The 15403-nt window shown below is 65.1% G+C and carries 13 protein-coding genes; 5 read left to right on the top strand and 8 right to left on the bottom strand.

Annotation, left to right across the window (positions count from 1 at the left end; all coding sequences use genetic code 11):
- Positions 1–138: 138 nt before the first annotated feature.
- From J6525_RS05830 to J6525_RS05815, 4 genes are all read left to right on the top strand, one after another.
- Entirely contained in the window at positions 139–1491 is a 1353-nt protein-coding gene (locus J6525_RS05830) for a carbohydrate porin (protein WP_225642741.1), read from the top strand.
- A 35-nt stretch (positions 1492–1526) separates the two neighbouring features.
- A complete protein-coding gene (locus J6525_RS05825; RefSeq protein WP_225642739.1) occupies positions 1527–2291 on the top strand; it encodes an ATP-binding cassette domain-containing protein in 765 nt (254 codons plus the stop codon).
- Positions 2291–3373, top strand: coding sequence for an ABC transporter permease (locus J6525_RS05820; RefSeq protein ID WP_225642737.1), 1083 nt, complete (start codon positions 2291–2293; stop codon positions 3371–3373). Before J6525_RS05825 ends, J6525_RS05820 begins: the two co-directional genes overlap by 1 nt.
- A gap of 96 nt (positions 3374–3469) precedes the next feature.
- A complete protein-coding gene (locus J6525_RS05815; RefSeq protein ID WP_225642735.1) occupies positions 3470–4402 on the top strand; it encodes a sugar-binding protein in 933 nt (310 codons plus the stop codon).
- Positions 4403–4529: 127 nt separating this feature from the next.
- Here the strand turns inward: J6525_RS05815 and arcC are convergent, their stop codons facing one another.
- From arcC to J6525_RS05775, 8 genes are read right to left on the bottom strand one after another with little or no spacing between them, the layout of a single operon-like run.
- Positions 4530–5489: a carbamate kinase gene (gene arcC, locus J6525_RS05810; protein ID WP_225642734.1), complete on the bottom strand. Its 960-nt coding sequence runs from the start codon at positions 5487–5489 to the stop codon at positions 4530–4532.
- The gene (gene fdrA, locus J6525_RS05805) at positions 5473–7014 is read right to left on the bottom strand and encodes an acyl-CoA synthetase FdrA (protein WP_225642733.1); all 1542 of its coding nucleotides are present in this window, start codon (positions 7012–7014) and stop codon (positions 5473–5475) included. The genes arcC and fdrA overlap by 17 nt, the downstream gene beginning before the upstream one ends.
- Complete coding sequence (locus J6525_RS05800) at positions 7011–8261, bottom strand: YlbE family protein (protein ID WP_225642731.1); 1251 nt, start codon at positions 8259–8261, stop codon at positions 7011–7013. The genes fdrA and J6525_RS05800 overlap by 4 nt, the downstream gene beginning before the upstream one ends.
- A gap of 10 nt (positions 8262–8271) precedes the next feature.
- Positions 8272–8460, bottom strand: coding sequence for a hypothetical protein (locus J6525_RS05795; protein WP_225642729.1), 189 nt, complete (start codon positions 8458–8460; stop codon positions 8272–8274).
- A gap of 57 nt (positions 8461–8517) precedes the next feature.
- Entirely contained in the window at positions 8518–9567 is a 1050-nt protein-coding gene (locus tag J6525_RS05790; protein WP_225642727.1) for an oxamate carbamoyltransferase subunit AllH family protein, read from the bottom strand.
- Positions 9568–9598: 31 nt separating this feature from the next.
- A complete protein-coding gene (locus J6525_RS05785) occupies positions 9599–12133 on the bottom strand; it encodes a branched-chain amino acid ABC transporter ATP-binding protein/permease (RefSeq protein ID WP_225642725.1) in 2535 nt (844 codons plus the stop codon).
- On the bottom strand, positions 12130–13005 hold the full coding sequence (locus J6525_RS05780; protein ID WP_028338426.1) for a branched-chain amino acid ABC transporter permease: 876 nt from the start codon (positions 13003–13005) through the stop codon (positions 12130–12132). The genes J6525_RS05785 and J6525_RS05780 overlap by 4 nt, the downstream gene beginning before the upstream one ends.
- A 40-nt stretch (positions 13006–13045) precedes the next feature.
- Positions 13046–14170, bottom strand: a complete 1125-nt coding sequence (locus J6525_RS05775) for an ABC transporter substrate-binding protein (RefSeq protein WP_225642931.1) — start codon at positions 14168–14170, stop codon at positions 13046–13048.
- Positions 14171–14402: 232 nt separating this feature from the next.
- Here J6525_RS05775 and J6525_RS05770 point away from each other — a divergent pair, with 232 nt between their 5' ends.
- Positions 14403–15401, top strand: a complete 999-nt coding sequence (locus J6525_RS05770) for a polysaccharide deacetylase family protein (RefSeq protein ID WP_225642723.1) — start codon at positions 14403–14405, stop codon at positions 15399–15401.
- Positions 15402–15403 lie beyond the last annotated feature (2 nt).

Genomic DNA, 15403 nt, shown 5'->3' with positions numbered 1-15403 from the left:
AAGGGCGTTGCGCGCGCACGAATTCTATCTCTGGTTGATGGATCGATGCACTGAAACGACCGCGTTCCCCGCTGAAGGGCTTTGGGCGAGAACGTGGCACAAAAATAGACAAAGCCGGGGACGCTGGGAGTGCAGAAAATGTCAGTTAGGTCTGTAAACACCGCGCGGGCGTGCGGCGTAGGGATGGCGTTGTTATCTCTGTTCAGCGGCGGCGGCGCGCATGCGGCCGATCTCATGACGAAGGCTCCGCCGGTGCCTTACACCGAGACCGATGATTTCTGGACAAGACCATATCTGTTCGGCGATCTCGGCAGGACGCAACTAAAGGAGCGAGGGATCTCGCTGGCCCTGACGCTGGGCGACGAAGCCGTCGGCAATTTGTCGGGCGGCAACAGGAACACCGCGACCCAAGCCGGACAGCTTTTCTTTCAGGCCAAGTTCGACATGGCAAAACTCGCCGGCATCCAGGGCGGCACGGTTGGCCTCACGCTGGTCGACCGCTTCGGCCGCAACCTGAATGACGAGGCGGGAATTCCGGCGCTGCAGCTGACCAACGAAGTGTTCGGCCGCGGCAGCATTCTTCGCCTGACCGAACTCTACTACTCGCAGAAGCTGTTCGATGATCGCCTTGAGCTCAAGGGCGGCCGTCTTCCGGTCGGCTCCGACTTCTTCTTTGGTCTCTGCGAGTTCATCAACCTGACCTTCTGCGGCGGCCAGCCCGGCAACATCCAGGGTGGCTACATCTACAATTGGCCGGTGAGCCAATGGGCCGGTGTGGTGCACTACAACTTCGCCAAGGAATGGCAGCTCTCGGTCGGCGTCTACGACGCCAACCCGAACTACCTGACGACGTCGGACTCCGCGACTTACTTCCTGCCGGGTGTCCCCGGCTCTAGCCCCGCCTCGGGCGTTCTGGTGCCGGTCGAGGTGGTCTGGGCGCCGAGCGGTCCGTTGAACGGGACCTGGAGATTTGGCGGCTGGTATGACAGCGCATCGACAATTGATGGCGGCCTGCCGGGGATCATTGCGATCTCTCCGGGCACCGGCGGCGTCTCGGACCAGAATCTCGGAGATTCGCGCGGTCGTTATGGCGTCTATGAATCGATCCTGCAGCGGCTGACGGTTGAAGGTCCCAAGGCACAGGGCTGGTACACCTTCCTCAATACGACCGTCGCCGACCACCGCACGTCGTACCAGGATTACCAGATCGCATTCGGCTTCAGGCACACCGGAACGTTCGCCTCGCGCCCGGAGGACGAAGTCGGCTTTGCGGTCGGTACGACCCATGTGAATACGGCTGCGCTCACGCCCAACGCCGGAGGAAACGAAGTTCCGATCGAAGCCTGGTACGGGTGGCAGGCGACGGGCTGGATGAACCTGAAGTTCGACGCCCAGTATGTGATGCATCCTGGCGGGCGCGGGTACAATGCCGCCGGCGTGAAGACCGACAACGCCTGGATTCTCGGTCTGCGCACGCTGGTGCACTTCTGAGCGGAGGTGGCCAGCATGCTTGAGCAAAGCCAGCCATGGTAACCCCTCACGACGCCGGGCTAGCAGTCCTGGAGTTGAAGGGCATCGGCAAGGAGTTCGGCGCCATTCGCGCGTTGCATGGCGTCGACCTCCGCGTGTCGCCCGGCGAGGTGGTCGGCCTGATGGGCGACAACGGCGCCGGCAAGTCGACGCTCGTCAAGATCATTGCCGGCAACTTTCCGCCAAGTCGCGGCGAGATCCGCTTTGACGGCAAGGCGGTTCATTTCGCCCGTCCGATCGATGCCCGTGCGGTCGGCATAGAAGTGGTCTACCAGGACCTCGCACTCGTCGACAATCTCACTGCGGCGGCCAATGTCTTCCTCGGCCGCGAGCTCAAGCGCAAGCTTGGTCCATTCGCCTTGCTCGACCACAAGGCGATGGCAGCGCGCGCGCTGCAGCTGTTCGGTGAGCTGCGCTCGGAGACCCGCCCGCACGATCTCGTCAAGCAGATGTCGGGCGGCCAGCGCCAGGCGGTCGCGATCGCGCGGACGCGGCTCTCCAACGCCAGGCTGGTGATGATGGACGAGCCGACCGCCGCGATTTCGGTTCGCCAGGTCGAGCAGGTCCTCGGCCTGATCCATCGCCTGAAGGAACAGGGCGTCGCGGTCATGCTGATCTCGCACCGCATGCCCGACGTGTTCGCTGTCTGCGACCGCGTCGTCGTCATGCGGCGCGGCGAGAAGCGCGCCGACAAGGCGATCGGCGACACCAGCCCCGAGGAAGTCACCTCCCTCATCACGGGAGCGAAGGAGGCTGCGTGATGGCCACGCCCTTGGAATCTCCCCTCACCTTCACCAATGTCGGCAAGGCCAGATGGTGGCGCAGCGGCCTGTTCGCCTCGCAGACCGGCTACGTCCTGCTGGCGCTGGCGGCGCTGTTCGTGCTGATGAACTTCGCCAGCCCCTATTTCCTGACCGCAGGCAACATACAGAATGTGGCGAAGAACTTTTCCTTCATCGCCATCGCCACGCTCGGCATGACCTTCGTCATCATCACGGGCGGCATCGATCTCTCGGTCGGCTCCGTGATGTGCTTTTCAGCGATGACCACCTCAATGGTGATGACGCACGTCTCGACACCGGGCATGCCCGGCGCGGAGTGGTTCGTGCATTTAGCCCCTGACGGCAAGACCGTGATTGCCAATATGCCCGGCTTGATTCTGCTCGTCTCGGTTCTGGCGGGGCTCGGCGTCGCGCTGATTGTCGGCCTCGTCAATGGCTTCTGCATCGCGGTGCTTGGACTGTCGCCGTTCGTCACGACGCTCGGCATGCTCTCGATCGTGCGCGGCCTCGGCTACGTCGTCTCCAACGGCCGCGGCAGTTTTCCCGGCGGCCCCGACGCCGAATATTTCTACACGCTGACATCCGGCGTTGTGTTCGGCATGCCGGCGCCGTTCATCTATCTCGTGGTTCTCGCGCTGGCGATGGCGGTCGTGCTGCATCACACTGGTTTCGGCCGCCACGTCTTTGCCGTCGGCGGCAACGAGAAGGCGGCCGCGCTGACCGGCATCTCGGTCGTCCGGGTGAAGATCGAGATCTACGTGATCTGTGCGCTCGCGGCGGGTCTGCAGGGCATCATCGTCTCGGGCTGGCTGGGATCGGCGCCGGCGAACATGGCCACATCCTATGAGCTCAACGTGATTGCGGCCGCTGTCATCGGTGGCGCCAATCTCGCGGGCGGCGCCGGCGGCCCGCTCGGGGCCATTGTCGGCTGCGTGCTGCTCGAGGTGATCCGCAACGGCCTCGTGCTCGCGCAGGTCAACTCGTACTGGCAGCAGACCCTGGTGGGCGTGATCATCATCGCCGCGGTGCTGGTCGATCGTCTCCGCTCGCGCATGGCCTGAAGAGTTCGTCCTGGAGGATCATGGATGTCCGCCTATCCGCCTCCCGGAACCGCAGATTTGAACGGATAGGCACGATAAGAAATGTGGAGGGAAACAATGAGAAAGGCACTTCTGGCCGCTGCGGTCCTCGCCATGATGGCAACGCCTGGCCTGGCCCAGAGCTACAGATTCGTGATCGTGCCCAAGGCCATGAACAACCCGTTCTTCGATTTCGCGCGCGACGGCTGCCAGAAACGCGCCAAGGAGCTCGGCAACATCGAATGCATCTACAAGGGTCCTGTCGAGCACGAGCCGGCGACGCAAGCGCAGATCATCCAGGATTTCGTCACTCAAAAGGTGGATGGCCTGGCCATCTCGGTTGCCGACGTTGCCGCGATGACCAAGTCGATCGAGGCGGCAAGTGCAGCCGGCATTCCCGTCATCACCTTCGACTCGGACGCGCCGGGCTCGAAGCGGATTGCCTATATCGGCACCGACAACAAGGAGTTCGGCCTCGCGCTCGGCAAGCAATTGCTAAAGCTGCGGCCTGATGGCGGCAGATACGCGATGATCTCCGGCGGGCCGGGTGCGGAGAACCTGGCCGAGCGGGTCGACGGCGTGCGTGAGGCACTCAAGGGCTCGAAGTGGACCGAGGTCGGGGGCTCGCCCACCTTCTGCAACGACGATCCCGCGCTCGGCGTTCAGCAGATGACCGATCTGCGCACCGCTGCTCCCGACCTTGCAGCCATCATCCCGGTCGGTGGCTGGCCGATGTTCGCGCCCGAAGGCTTCAAGGCGTTCGCCAGCAAGAGCAAGAAGGACATGGACGCCGGCAAGTTCACGCTCGTCGTGGCCGACACCCTCAAGATGCAGCTTGAGCTTTTGAATGAGGGTTACGCCAATGCGCTGATCGGCCAGCGCCCGTTCGAAATGGGCGAGAAAGCGATGGACACGCTGCTTGCCATCAAGAAAGGCCAGAAGGCGCCGCCGATCATCCACACCGGTCTCGACGTTGTGACAAAGGACAACGTCGCGGCGATGCTGAAATAGGCGCGCAGGCAGCCCGAGCGGAACGGCATGGTTCCGGGCCTGTGCTCGCGGCCGACCGACATCGGTATCCCGCCGGGCAGATCCCGGCGGCCATCATCAATGGTGCCGCCATCGCATTTGACGAACGCTAGGGAACTATGTGGGTCCCGGTCTCGCCGTTCAGCGCGCCCATTGCGCAATTAAGATGGCTGATGATCGCGCGCTTGCCACCACCTTCGAGAAAGCGGATGGCGGCATCGACCTTGGGCCCCATGCTTCCCGGCGGAAAATGGCCCTCGCGATGATAGGCCTTGATCTCCGCCAGGCTGACCTGATCCAGCTCCCTCTTGTTGGGCTTGCCGAAATTGATCGCGACGCGGGGCACCGCGGTCAGGATCAGCAGTTCCTCGATGCCAAGCACGTTGGCGATATGGGCCGAGGTCAGGTCCTTGTCGATCACTGCCGGCACGCCGGTGCGCACGCCCCGCTCGTCGCGGATCACGGGCATACCGCCGCCGCCGCCTGCGATGACGATCGTGCCGCGCTTGACCAGCGCGTCGACCAGCGAAATGTCGCAGACATGTTTCGGTTTCGGAGACGGCACGACATGGCGCCAGCCACGCCCGGAGTCCTCGCGCATTTTCCAGTTCAACTCGGCGCTGATGCGCTGGGCTTCCTGCTCGGTGAAAAACGGTCCGACGAACTTGGTCGGATTGGCGAAGGCGGGATCGTTGGCGTCGACCTCGACCTGGGTCAGCAGGCTGGCGACGTGCCGGCCGTTGCCATGCGCGCGCAAGACGTTCTCAATCGCCTGCATCAGAAGATAGCCGATGCCACCTTGGCTGTGCGCGACGCAGATGTCCATCGACATCGGCGGGATCCGGCTCATCGTCAGCATCTGGCGCATCATGATCTTGCCCACCACCGGCCCGTTGCCGTGGGTGATCACCAGTTCGTTGTCGAGTTCGGCGAGCGGCAGCAGCGCCTCGGCCGTATGCTGGGCGACGGCCTTCTGCTCGTCCGAGGTGCCGCTGATGTCTTCGGGGTGGACGGCATTGCCGCCGATCGCGATCACGAGACGGCGCGGGACCTCATTGAGTGTTCGCATAGCGCGGCATCCTGACGTCGTTGACGGAAAAAGCGAGAGCAAGGTCGCAGGCCTGGGCATTCGACGGCGCCACCACGATGCCGGCGTCCTCGAGCAGCCTGATCTGCGCCGAACGCACCTGGCGATCGAGCTCGGTCCCCGTCACCGACGCAACCAGGACCGGCGCGTCATCCGCGTGGCCCGCCACGACAGCCGCAAGATGCGCTGCCGGATTGTCATGTGCGCCGTATCCGATCACGAGATCGAGCAGGATGACGGCGACTGCGGGATCGACCAGCGCCGCCCGCAAGGCATCGTCGCGCACCGAGGGATCGATCATCGGATGCGGCCGGCCCTGGGTATATTCGTCAGCCCCGAGGTCGACGATGCGGTCCCTCCCCTGCGCCTCCGGGTCGCTGAAATGCGGGACGCCGGGAATGGCGGCATTCGATGCCACCTTGCGACCGCCCGCGGCAAGGATCACCTGAGCCTCGGCACAGAGGGTGCCGCCGGCGAACAGCCCTTCGATGCGCTGCGCCGCCTTGCGTCGCTGCGGCAAACGCGCAGCCACGGCGGCGGCGTCGAACTTGCCGCCAATGCTCCGGCCGTTGCCGAGGGTTTTCTCGGCCGCTTCCCTCAACGTACCGGCAAAGCGTGCATTTGACGGCAGATCCGCCGAGGCGGCGCCGATGAAGCACACCGTGTAGGGCTTCGAGCTGTTTCCGATCCGGCCGAGCACGGCCCGGGCGACGTCCGGATGCGGCGGCTTGGAGATGAGCACGACGCGATCGGTCTCGGGATCGGCATCAAGGGCGTCGATCGCCATCAATGTCGTGATGCCGCCGATCTCCTTCTTCAAATCCCGTCCGCCGACGCCGATAGCGTGGGAAATGCCTTCGCCCGCCTCGGACAGCAGGCACGACACCTCCTGCGTCCCGGTCCCGGATGCGCCGATGATCCCAATCCTGCCGCGCTTCAGTCGGTTGGCGAAGGCGAGCGGCGCGCCGCCGATGACCGCCGTGCCGCAGTCCGGCCCCATCATCAAGAGGCCCGCTTCGCGCGCCTGCTGCTTCAGCGACAATTCATCCGCAATCGAGACATTGTCGCTGAACATCAGGACATGAAGTCCGCGGTTCAGCGCCTTGCGCGCTTCCGCCGCGGCGAACTCGCCGGGAACGGAGATCAGGGCGAGGTTGGCGGCGGGTGCGGCCTTGACGGCCGCGGCAATGCTGCGCGGCCGCCACGCTGCTTCGCCGGTGCTGCTCGTCTTGGGGCGATCGAGCGCCTTTTGCGCTTCGGCAAGCGCGGCGCTCGCCGCCGCTTCGCTCTCGGCCTTGATCGCGAGAATCAGATCATTGCCCTGGGCGATCACCGCGCCGTCGAGCAATCCGGCGTTGCGCAGGATCGCCTGGTTGGACGGCGTGCCCATCATCAGCGCGGCTTCGACGACGCCCGCTGCCGACGCGATCTCGCGCGACAACCGCATCAACGCCACCGAGTCGAGATAGAAGCCCTTGCGAATTTCGTTCAGGACAAACGCGCTCATGACACCCCCAGATCTTCCGCAATGGCGAGGACGGCCTGCCGGAAGCAGGCCATCGGCGCCCGCACCACGCCGGCGCCGACCTGGCCGATGCCGGGCTCGCGATGCGCGATGCCGGTGTTGATGACCGGTGCGAGGCCGGTCTCCACCACCAAACGGACGTCGATGCCGGTCGGCACGCCGGCAAAGTCGAGCGCGGGGATCGTCCATTCCGGATTCTGCCCGACAGTGATTTCACTCATTGCTCGCGTGAAATTGCCCGCCGACGACGGCGCCCCGGCGCCGATGAAACCGGCAACCGCCGGAGCTGCCGCCATCGCGAAGCCACCAAGCCCGACCGTCTCGACAATCGCGGAGTCGCCCATGTCGGGATTGGCATCCTTGCGCGAATAGCCCGGGAAGTAGAGCCCTTCCGGCATCTCCACCGGCGCCGTGAACCAGCGATCGCCCAATCCGCTGACGCGGACCCCGAAGTCGGTTCCATTGCGGCCCATCGCGGTTACCACCGTCGAACCGCGAATGCCGTTGGCGGGATCGGTCAGCGCCTTGCCCATCGCCATCGCGATGTTGAGAAAGAACTGATCGTTCTGTGCGATGAAGCCAATGCAGCTTGCGAGAACCTCGTTGTCGTTAGAGGTGCGCGCCAGCGCGGACCCGATCTCGCGCAGGAACACGCTGGAGCAGGCCAGGTTGCGCTGGTGCATTTCATCGCCCATTGAGAGCCCGCGCGCGATGATCGCCTTCAGATCGATCCCGCCATGCGCGCGGATCGCCCTGGCCAGCACCGGCCCGAATACGTCACGCAGCCAGCCGAGGCGGGCCAGCACGCTATCGTCATTGCCGCCGAAGCGCATAACCTTGCCAAGGCCCTCGTTGATGGCGCAGTAGGCGCGGTTGCCATATTTGACGTTCTCGACGACGAACACCGGCATGGAGACCGTGGTCATGCCGGTCATCGGACCGACCGCGCCGAAATGATGGTTGGGGTGGAAGGCGACGCCGCCGCCGGCCGCGAGTTCGAAGGCGGCTTCAAGATCCGGAGCCCAGCCTTCGAACACGATGGCGCCTGCCACCGCGCCACGCATCGGACCGCACATTCGGTCCCAGGTGATCGGCGGCCCGGCATGAAGGATCATGCGTTCCTTCAACCCTTCCAGCACGTCGCGTGCCGGAACGATATCGATCAGCCTGGGCTCACCCTCGAGGATGCGGGCCAGCGCCTGCTTGTTGGCGTCTTCGATCAGCTTCATGGCCGCGCTCTCACGTACCGAGCTTGGCGAGCAGTGCCGCCATTTTGGGATCGCCGTCGGCAGGAGGCGTCCAGTCGACCTGCACGACCTCGATATCGCAGTCCCGCAAGTCCTTCACAAAGCCCGCCAGCCCGACGTTCACCACGCTCGGCTTGCTCATCAACAAACGCCCGCTCGGCGTCCCTTCCTGCTTGGTCACCACTTGCGGCCTCCCGATATCCGATGCATCGATCTTAGTAAGAAAATTTTTACTTTGTCAAACACGCGCGACCTGTCGTCCAATTCCCGTCGCGGCGCATGATCGTCTAGGCCCTGCGATTGATCGCGTCGGCGGGCCGTTGCCGGTGAGGCCGGCATGATGCAGCGCGCTGTCGTTGAGCAGCCGGCACTCGATCGCGCGCAGCACCATCAACGCACCTGCAAACGCATCCAGTCCGGAGCTTTGCCCGATGCTCGACAGCACCGCGACCGCGGACTTGATACGATCGACCCGCCCGCCAATCGTCGCGTCGATGGCTTCGTGCAGCGCCGCCGCCGCGAAGCCGAGCACGGCACTTTGCAGGTGGGCGGCACTGATCTCATTGGTGCGGCCGAGATGCGCGCGACAGGTCTTCCACAGCGCGTCGCGCGTCGCGAGACGGCCGAGGCCGGCGAGCGCGACCAGCGCGCCGCCGATCAGGTCGTCGCCGGATGGCGTGAGCCCGGGACCAAGTCCGATCAATTCGACGATCTCCGGGTAGTCACGCGGTACGCATCGCTCTCCGCGAAGCCCGGCCTCGATCAATCGCTTGAGCGCGGCGAGCCCCGGCGCCGCGGCAGCGAGCACCCGCGACGGCCTTGTGGGCGGCTCCGCGCCACCCGAGGCGGCCAGCCCCTGCTCGACCGGCAAGTGACGCCAGACCTGATCGACCATCGCAAGCCCTGCCCGCAAACTATCGAGCGTCCATTCCGGCGAAGGCGGCGGCGCCCATACGGAGGCCGTCTCGAAGCCGGCAAACCGCATACCGTCGACGAGCAGCATCGTGTCGACGATCGCAACCTCTTGTCCGGGAATGAGCAGCCGCGGCTCGATCCCGGTGCACAGAAGATGCAGCGGGCCGGAGCCGAGGTCTTTGACACCGATGCAGATCCAGCAATCGTCGAGCACCGCATAAAGGCTGCGCTCGAACACCGCCGCAATACGGCCGCGCCGTCCGCTGCGCAGCGCGCGGCGCGCAAGCACGCCGACCTCGATTACGGCACCGCCATCGAATCGTTCAGACACGGGCGCGCCGGGCAGGTCGCGAAACGTATTGCCTGGCCGCATCACACCGATCTCCCGCTGCGCAACCATGGCGTCAGGACGCGAGCACTGCGGTTCGCGGCACGCTACTCCCGTGGGCCTCTCCGCCGAGATAGGCGGCTTCAAGCGAGGGATCCTCCGCGATGATTTCGGCTGCGCCGCTCTTCAGGATGGCGCCGGTCTCGAGCAGATAGGCCCTGTCGGCAAGCGCAAGGGCTTGCCCGGCCATCTGGTCAACCACGATCAGGGTCATCCCCTCGACGCGAAGCTGCTCGAACGAGGCGAACAGCTCGTCGACGACAAGGGGCGCCAGCCCAAGCGACGGCTCGTCAAGCATGAAGACCTTGGGCGCGGTCAGAAGCCCGCGCGCGACTGCGAGCATCTGCTGCTCGCCGCCCGACAAGAGGCCCGCGCGATGGTTGATGCGCTCCTTCAGGCGCGGAAAGCGGGCAAACATCGCGTCGATCTCCGCGTCGAGATCGAGACCCTTGCGTGCGAAAGCGCCGAGCTGCAAGTTCTGCCGCACCGTCAGCTCGGGAAACACCTGCCGTCCTTCGGGTACCAGCACGATGCCGGCCCTGGCGCGGATATGCGCCGGCATCTTGTCGACGCGGGCGCCGGACAGCCGGATCTCGCCGACCGACCGCGGTGGTTCGAGACCGGCAATCGAGCGCATCAGGGTGGTTTTGCCCGCTCCATTGGCACCGAGTACGGCGATGGCCTCGCCGGGGGCGACGGCAAGGTCGACCCCACCGAGCGCCCGCGACAGGCCATAGAAGGCATCGAGCGTGCGGACTTCGAGCGCCGTGCCTTGTTTCGCCGGGCGCGGCGCGCGGCGCCGCTCACCCGACGGCGCGTCGCCGAGATAGGCCTTGCGGACCAGCGGATCGTTGCGGATCGCCGCCGCATCGCCGATCGCGATGCGCTTGCCGCCATCGAGAACGACGATGAGGTCGCTCAGCGACATGATCATCGGCATGTCGTGCTCGACGATGATGACCGCGATCCCGGTCTCCGCGATGCGACGGAGCAGAACCGTCAGCCGCTGCTTGTCGCCCTTCGAAAGACCCGCGGCCGGCTCGTCGAGCAGCAGAACCTTCGGACGCAAGGCGAGCGCCCTCGCGATCTCGACCAGTCGCTTCTCGCCATGGGGCAGCGCGTCCGCGCGTCTGCTCAAATCGCCGTCGACACCCGCAAAGCGCAACAGCGACCGCGCAAGGCGCTCCTGCGCGTCATTGTGCAGCGCCGACACGATGTTACCGAGCTTGCCGGCCGTCGCCGCCAGCAGGACGTTCTCGATGATCGAGAGCGAACCGAAGAGCTGCGTCGTCTGGAACGTTCGCGCCACTCCGACACGCGCAAGCTGGTGCGACGGCAAACCGGTGACGTCGCGGTCGCCAAGCTTCACGGTGCCGGATTTCGGACGGTAGAAGCCGCAAAGCAGATTCAGCGCGCTGGTTTTGCCCGCACCATTGGGGCCGATGACGCTGGTCACCGTGCCGGGTTCGGCGGTGAACGAGACGTCCTGCACGGCGCGGACACCGCCGAACGAGATCGAGAGGTTTGCGACGTCAAGACGCGACGCGCTGCTGGTCCCGATGCCGAGGTCGGCGACCGGCTCGGCGCCCATTGCGCCCGTATCGGCCTTCGATCCCGTCGGCAGGAACCTTGCCGCGAATTGCTCGAGCAGCCCCATGATGCCTGAGGGCGCGAGCCGCAGCACGGCGAAAAGCAGCACGCCAAAGGCAAGCAGACGATACTCCGCGAGATCGGACAGCATTTCTGGCAGCAGCACGACGAGCGCCGCCCCGATCACCGGCCCCAGCGCCGAGCCGGCGCCGCCGACCATGACGCCGAACAGCAGCAGGATCGACTGCAGAAAGGGGAACGAACTCGGGCTGATATAGCCCTGCAGGGGCGCAAACAGCGCCCCCGCCAAAGCCATCGCTGCGGCCGAGATGATGAACGCCACGGTGCGGACCCGCACGAGATCAATGCCGATCGAGCGCGTCGCAACCTCGGTGTCGCGGGCGGCACGCATGGCGTAGCCCCAGCCGCTCCGCTTCAGGCGCTCGAACAGGATGAGGCCGGCGAACACCAGCACGATGCCCGCGATCGCCAAATGCCGCTCCGACAGCGGAAAGCCGAACACTTCCGGCGGCGCGGTCAGGATCAGGCCGTTGCCGCCGCCCGTGAGGTCGCGCCACTCGATCGTGCCGTGCTCGACGATGAAGCCGAAGGCGATCGTCACCATCGCGAGATATGGACCTCGCACGCGCAAGGCCGGCATGGCGAGCAGACCACCGACGACGCTGACAAGAGCAATCGCGGCAACCGTCGCCGCCAGATAAGGCCACCCCGCCTTCTCCATCAGGAGCACGGTCGTATAGGCCCCGATCGCCATGAAGCCGATGTGGCCGAGCGAGATCTGCCCCGCCAGACCGAGCAGCACGTTGAGGCCGATACAGGCGATCGCCGTCAGCGAGATGGTCGCGGCCAGGAACACGCCGTAGCTGTCGGCGACGGCAGCATAGAGGATAGCGGCCGCGAGTGCCGCGACGGCGGCGAGAATAGAGACGCGAGAGGTCATACCTTTTTCACTCCGGCTCGGCCGAGCAGCCCATGGGGGAGGACGACAAGGATCGCGATCACCGAGGCGAATGTGATGATCTGGGTGTAGACTGATCCCAGGTAATTGGTCGCGAACACCTCGATCAGGCCGAGACAGAGCCCGGCCAGCATCACGCCCCAGGCGCTGCCGAGGCCGCCGATGATCGCCGCCGCGAAGGCCTTGATGCCGAACAGCGTGCCCATTTCGGAGGACACGTTGAACAGGGGAGCGATCAGCAGCGCCGCAACCCCGGCCAGCATCGCCGAGACCGCGTAGCTTGCCGCGATGGCGCCGCTGACGTTGATGCCCATCAGCCGGGCGGCGTTCGGGTTCTGGACCACCGCGAGCATGGCGACGCCGTGGCGCGTCCGGCGACTGAGCAGATGAAGTGCCAGCGCGAGCAGCAATCCGACCACGGGGATCAGGAGCTGCAACGGATAGACCCCCGCGCCCTCGACGATCTGGATCGGCTTGGCCGCCAGGACGGAAGGAAAGCTGCGCGGCTCCTTGCCGAAGACGAACATCATCAGGTTGTCGACGATGATGCCAACCGCAACGGTTGCCATCAGCCAGTTGTCGGAGCCGCGCTGCACGAACGGCCGGACGGCAAAGCGCTCAATCAGCAGGCCATAGACCGCGCAGACGAGCAGAACGGCGGGAATGCCGGCCGCGGCCGGCCATCCCCACAGCACGAGGAAGAAGTATCCGGCAACGGCTCCCAGGGTCATCGAGCTGCCCTGGGAGAAATTGACCGTGCCGGAGACGGCGTAGGTGACGTGGAAGCCAAGCGCAAGCAGCCCGTACATGCTCCCGAGCGCCAGTCCTGTTATCACCGCGGGAAGAAATGACATCGATGACTACCCTGCTTGTTTGTCGGACGATCTCGCGCGGTCAGTTCCGCGCGAACGGCATGATGTGGTTGTCCTCGAACCGCGCCCAGATGTAGTCCCCCGCCGTCAGCGCATCGTGCTTGTCCTGCGCGAACGGCTTCTCGTAGGTCTTGATCAAGCCGTCCACGCGGTCGATGGCGTAGAAACCGTCACGGACGGCGGTCGGTTCGGTGCCACCGGCCTTTTCGATTGCTCGGGCAATGACCAGGATGGAATCGTAGGCGTTGGCGACGCCAACCGCCGGCGTCACGTCCGCAGGACCCTTGATGTCCGAATACTTCGCCTGCAAGGCCGACATCACCCGCTTGCCGACCGGCGACAGGTTCCCGAAGAAGCTGTAGGTCTGGACGAAAATCACGTTCTCCGCACTCGGCCCGGCGAGCTCGGTGAAGCGGCCGCCGGCCGGCCCCCAATGCGAAACGATCGGCGGCGCCCAGCCCATGCGGTCGAGCGATTTCACCACCTGGGAGGACGGTCCGACATTGCCGACCAGGTAGAGCGTATCGGCGCCCGCCTGCTTCAGCCGCGACAGCTGGGAAACGACATCGACGTCGTTGCCTTCGAACTTCTCGACGCCGGCAGGCTCAATTCCTGCGGCCTTCAATGCCGCCTTCAGGCCATGCTCGTTCGACTCGCCCCAGGGATTGTTGACCAGGATGAGCCCGGGCTTTTTCGCACTGTAGGTCTTGCGCGAGAACTGGACGATCGCCTTGTCGACCTCATCGTCCATGGCCGAGACGCGGAACACGTAGTTGGACGGCGCGCCGTTCCGCGTGATGTTGGTCCCGGCGGCCCACGGCACGACGAACGGCACCTTGACGTTGTTGACGAACGGCACGATGGCAAGCTCGACCGGCGTGTCGAGGCCGCCGACCAGGACCGCGACCTTCTCGCGCTGAATCAGCTCGCGCGCGGCCATCAGCCCTTTGGCCGGATTGCTCTCGTCGTCGCGGCGGACGAGCTCGAGCGGACGTCCAAGCACGCCGCCCTTCGCATTGATTTCCTCGATGGCGATCGTCGCTCCGCGGGTCAGCGCCTCGCCGGCGCGCGCCGACTGTCCCGACAGGGCGGTCACCAGCCCGATCTTGATCGGTTCGGCCGCGCGCACGCCAGACGCGAACGGCAACGCGGCCAGCAGGATCGTCGCTGCGGCGTGCCAAGCCGGCCAACGACGCGCAGGTCCGGACGAAACTATGCTCCTGAAGTTCATCTTCGGTGTTCCTCCGCTGATGGCAGCCTCGGCATCGAAGCCGCCAGTTCCTCCGCTGCCGCTTATGCGCGACTTGACGGAAGTAAAAACTTTCTTCAAAAATATTCCGATGTCAAGCGAGCGATCAACTGCGCGGGGAAAATTTCCGATGGACCCAAGGATTGTCGAGGCCCGCGACGTGTTGATCTCGATCGCGGAAGATGGCGACCGCCTGTCGCGCGGGGAAGCCGTGCTGCGCTCGGATTCTGTCGGACCGGTCCTCGCCGCTCACGGCCGCTATCGCTACAGCGCGATCGGGCAACGTCCGGATTTCAATTGGCCGGAAGGACGGCGGCTTGCCGTCTATGTCGGTCTCAACCTCGAGCATTTCGCATTCGGCGACGGGCTCGGTGCCGACCTCTGCCCCGGCGGTCCGCATCCGGACGTCCTCAACTACGCTTGGCGCGACTATGGCAACCGCGTCGGCGTGTGGCGCCTGATCGAGCTGTTCGATGAGTTGGAACTGCCGCTGTCGGTGCTCGCGAACAGCAGCATCTATCACTACTGCCCTGACGTCATGAAGGCATTTCGCGCCCGCGGCGACGAAATTGTCGGTCACGGCCGCACCAATTCCGAGCGCCAGGGTGTGCTTGCGCCCGACCAGGAGCGGCAATTGATCGCGGAAGCGACCGATGTCATCGCGCGCGCCGAAGGGTGCCAGCCGCGCGGCTGGCTGGGGCCCTGGATTTCGCAATCACGGGTCACGCCCGATCTGCTGGCCGAAGCAGGCTACGAGTACCTGCTCGACTGGTGCATGGACGATCAGCCGGTGTGGTTCTCGACGCGGAACGGCGGCCGCATCCTTTCAGTGCCATATCCGCAGGAGTTGAACGATATCCCCTCGATCGTCGGTCGCAAGGACTCCGGCGAGCAGTTCGCCGCCATGATCACCGACACGTTCGAGGAGATGCTGGCACAATCGAGAAGGCAGTCGCTCGTCATGGGAATTGCGTTGCACCCCTATCTGGTCGGCCAGCCGCACCGCCTGCGTCCGTTGCGCCGCGCCCTGCAGACGATCCTGGCGCGGCGTGACGAGATCTGGATCACTACCGCGGGAGGCATAGCCGCGTTCTCTCGCGCGCTGCCCGATGGCATCGTCCCAACATGATG

The organism is Bradyrhizobium australafricanum (assembly GCF_020329495.1).
Taxonomy (GTDB): domain Bacteria; phylum Pseudomonadota; class Alphaproteobacteria; order Rhizobiales; family Xanthobacteraceae; genus Bradyrhizobium; species Bradyrhizobium australafricanum.
Note: the sequence above shows the minus strand (reverse complement) of the source record. Positions and strands in the feature narration are given on the sequence as shown.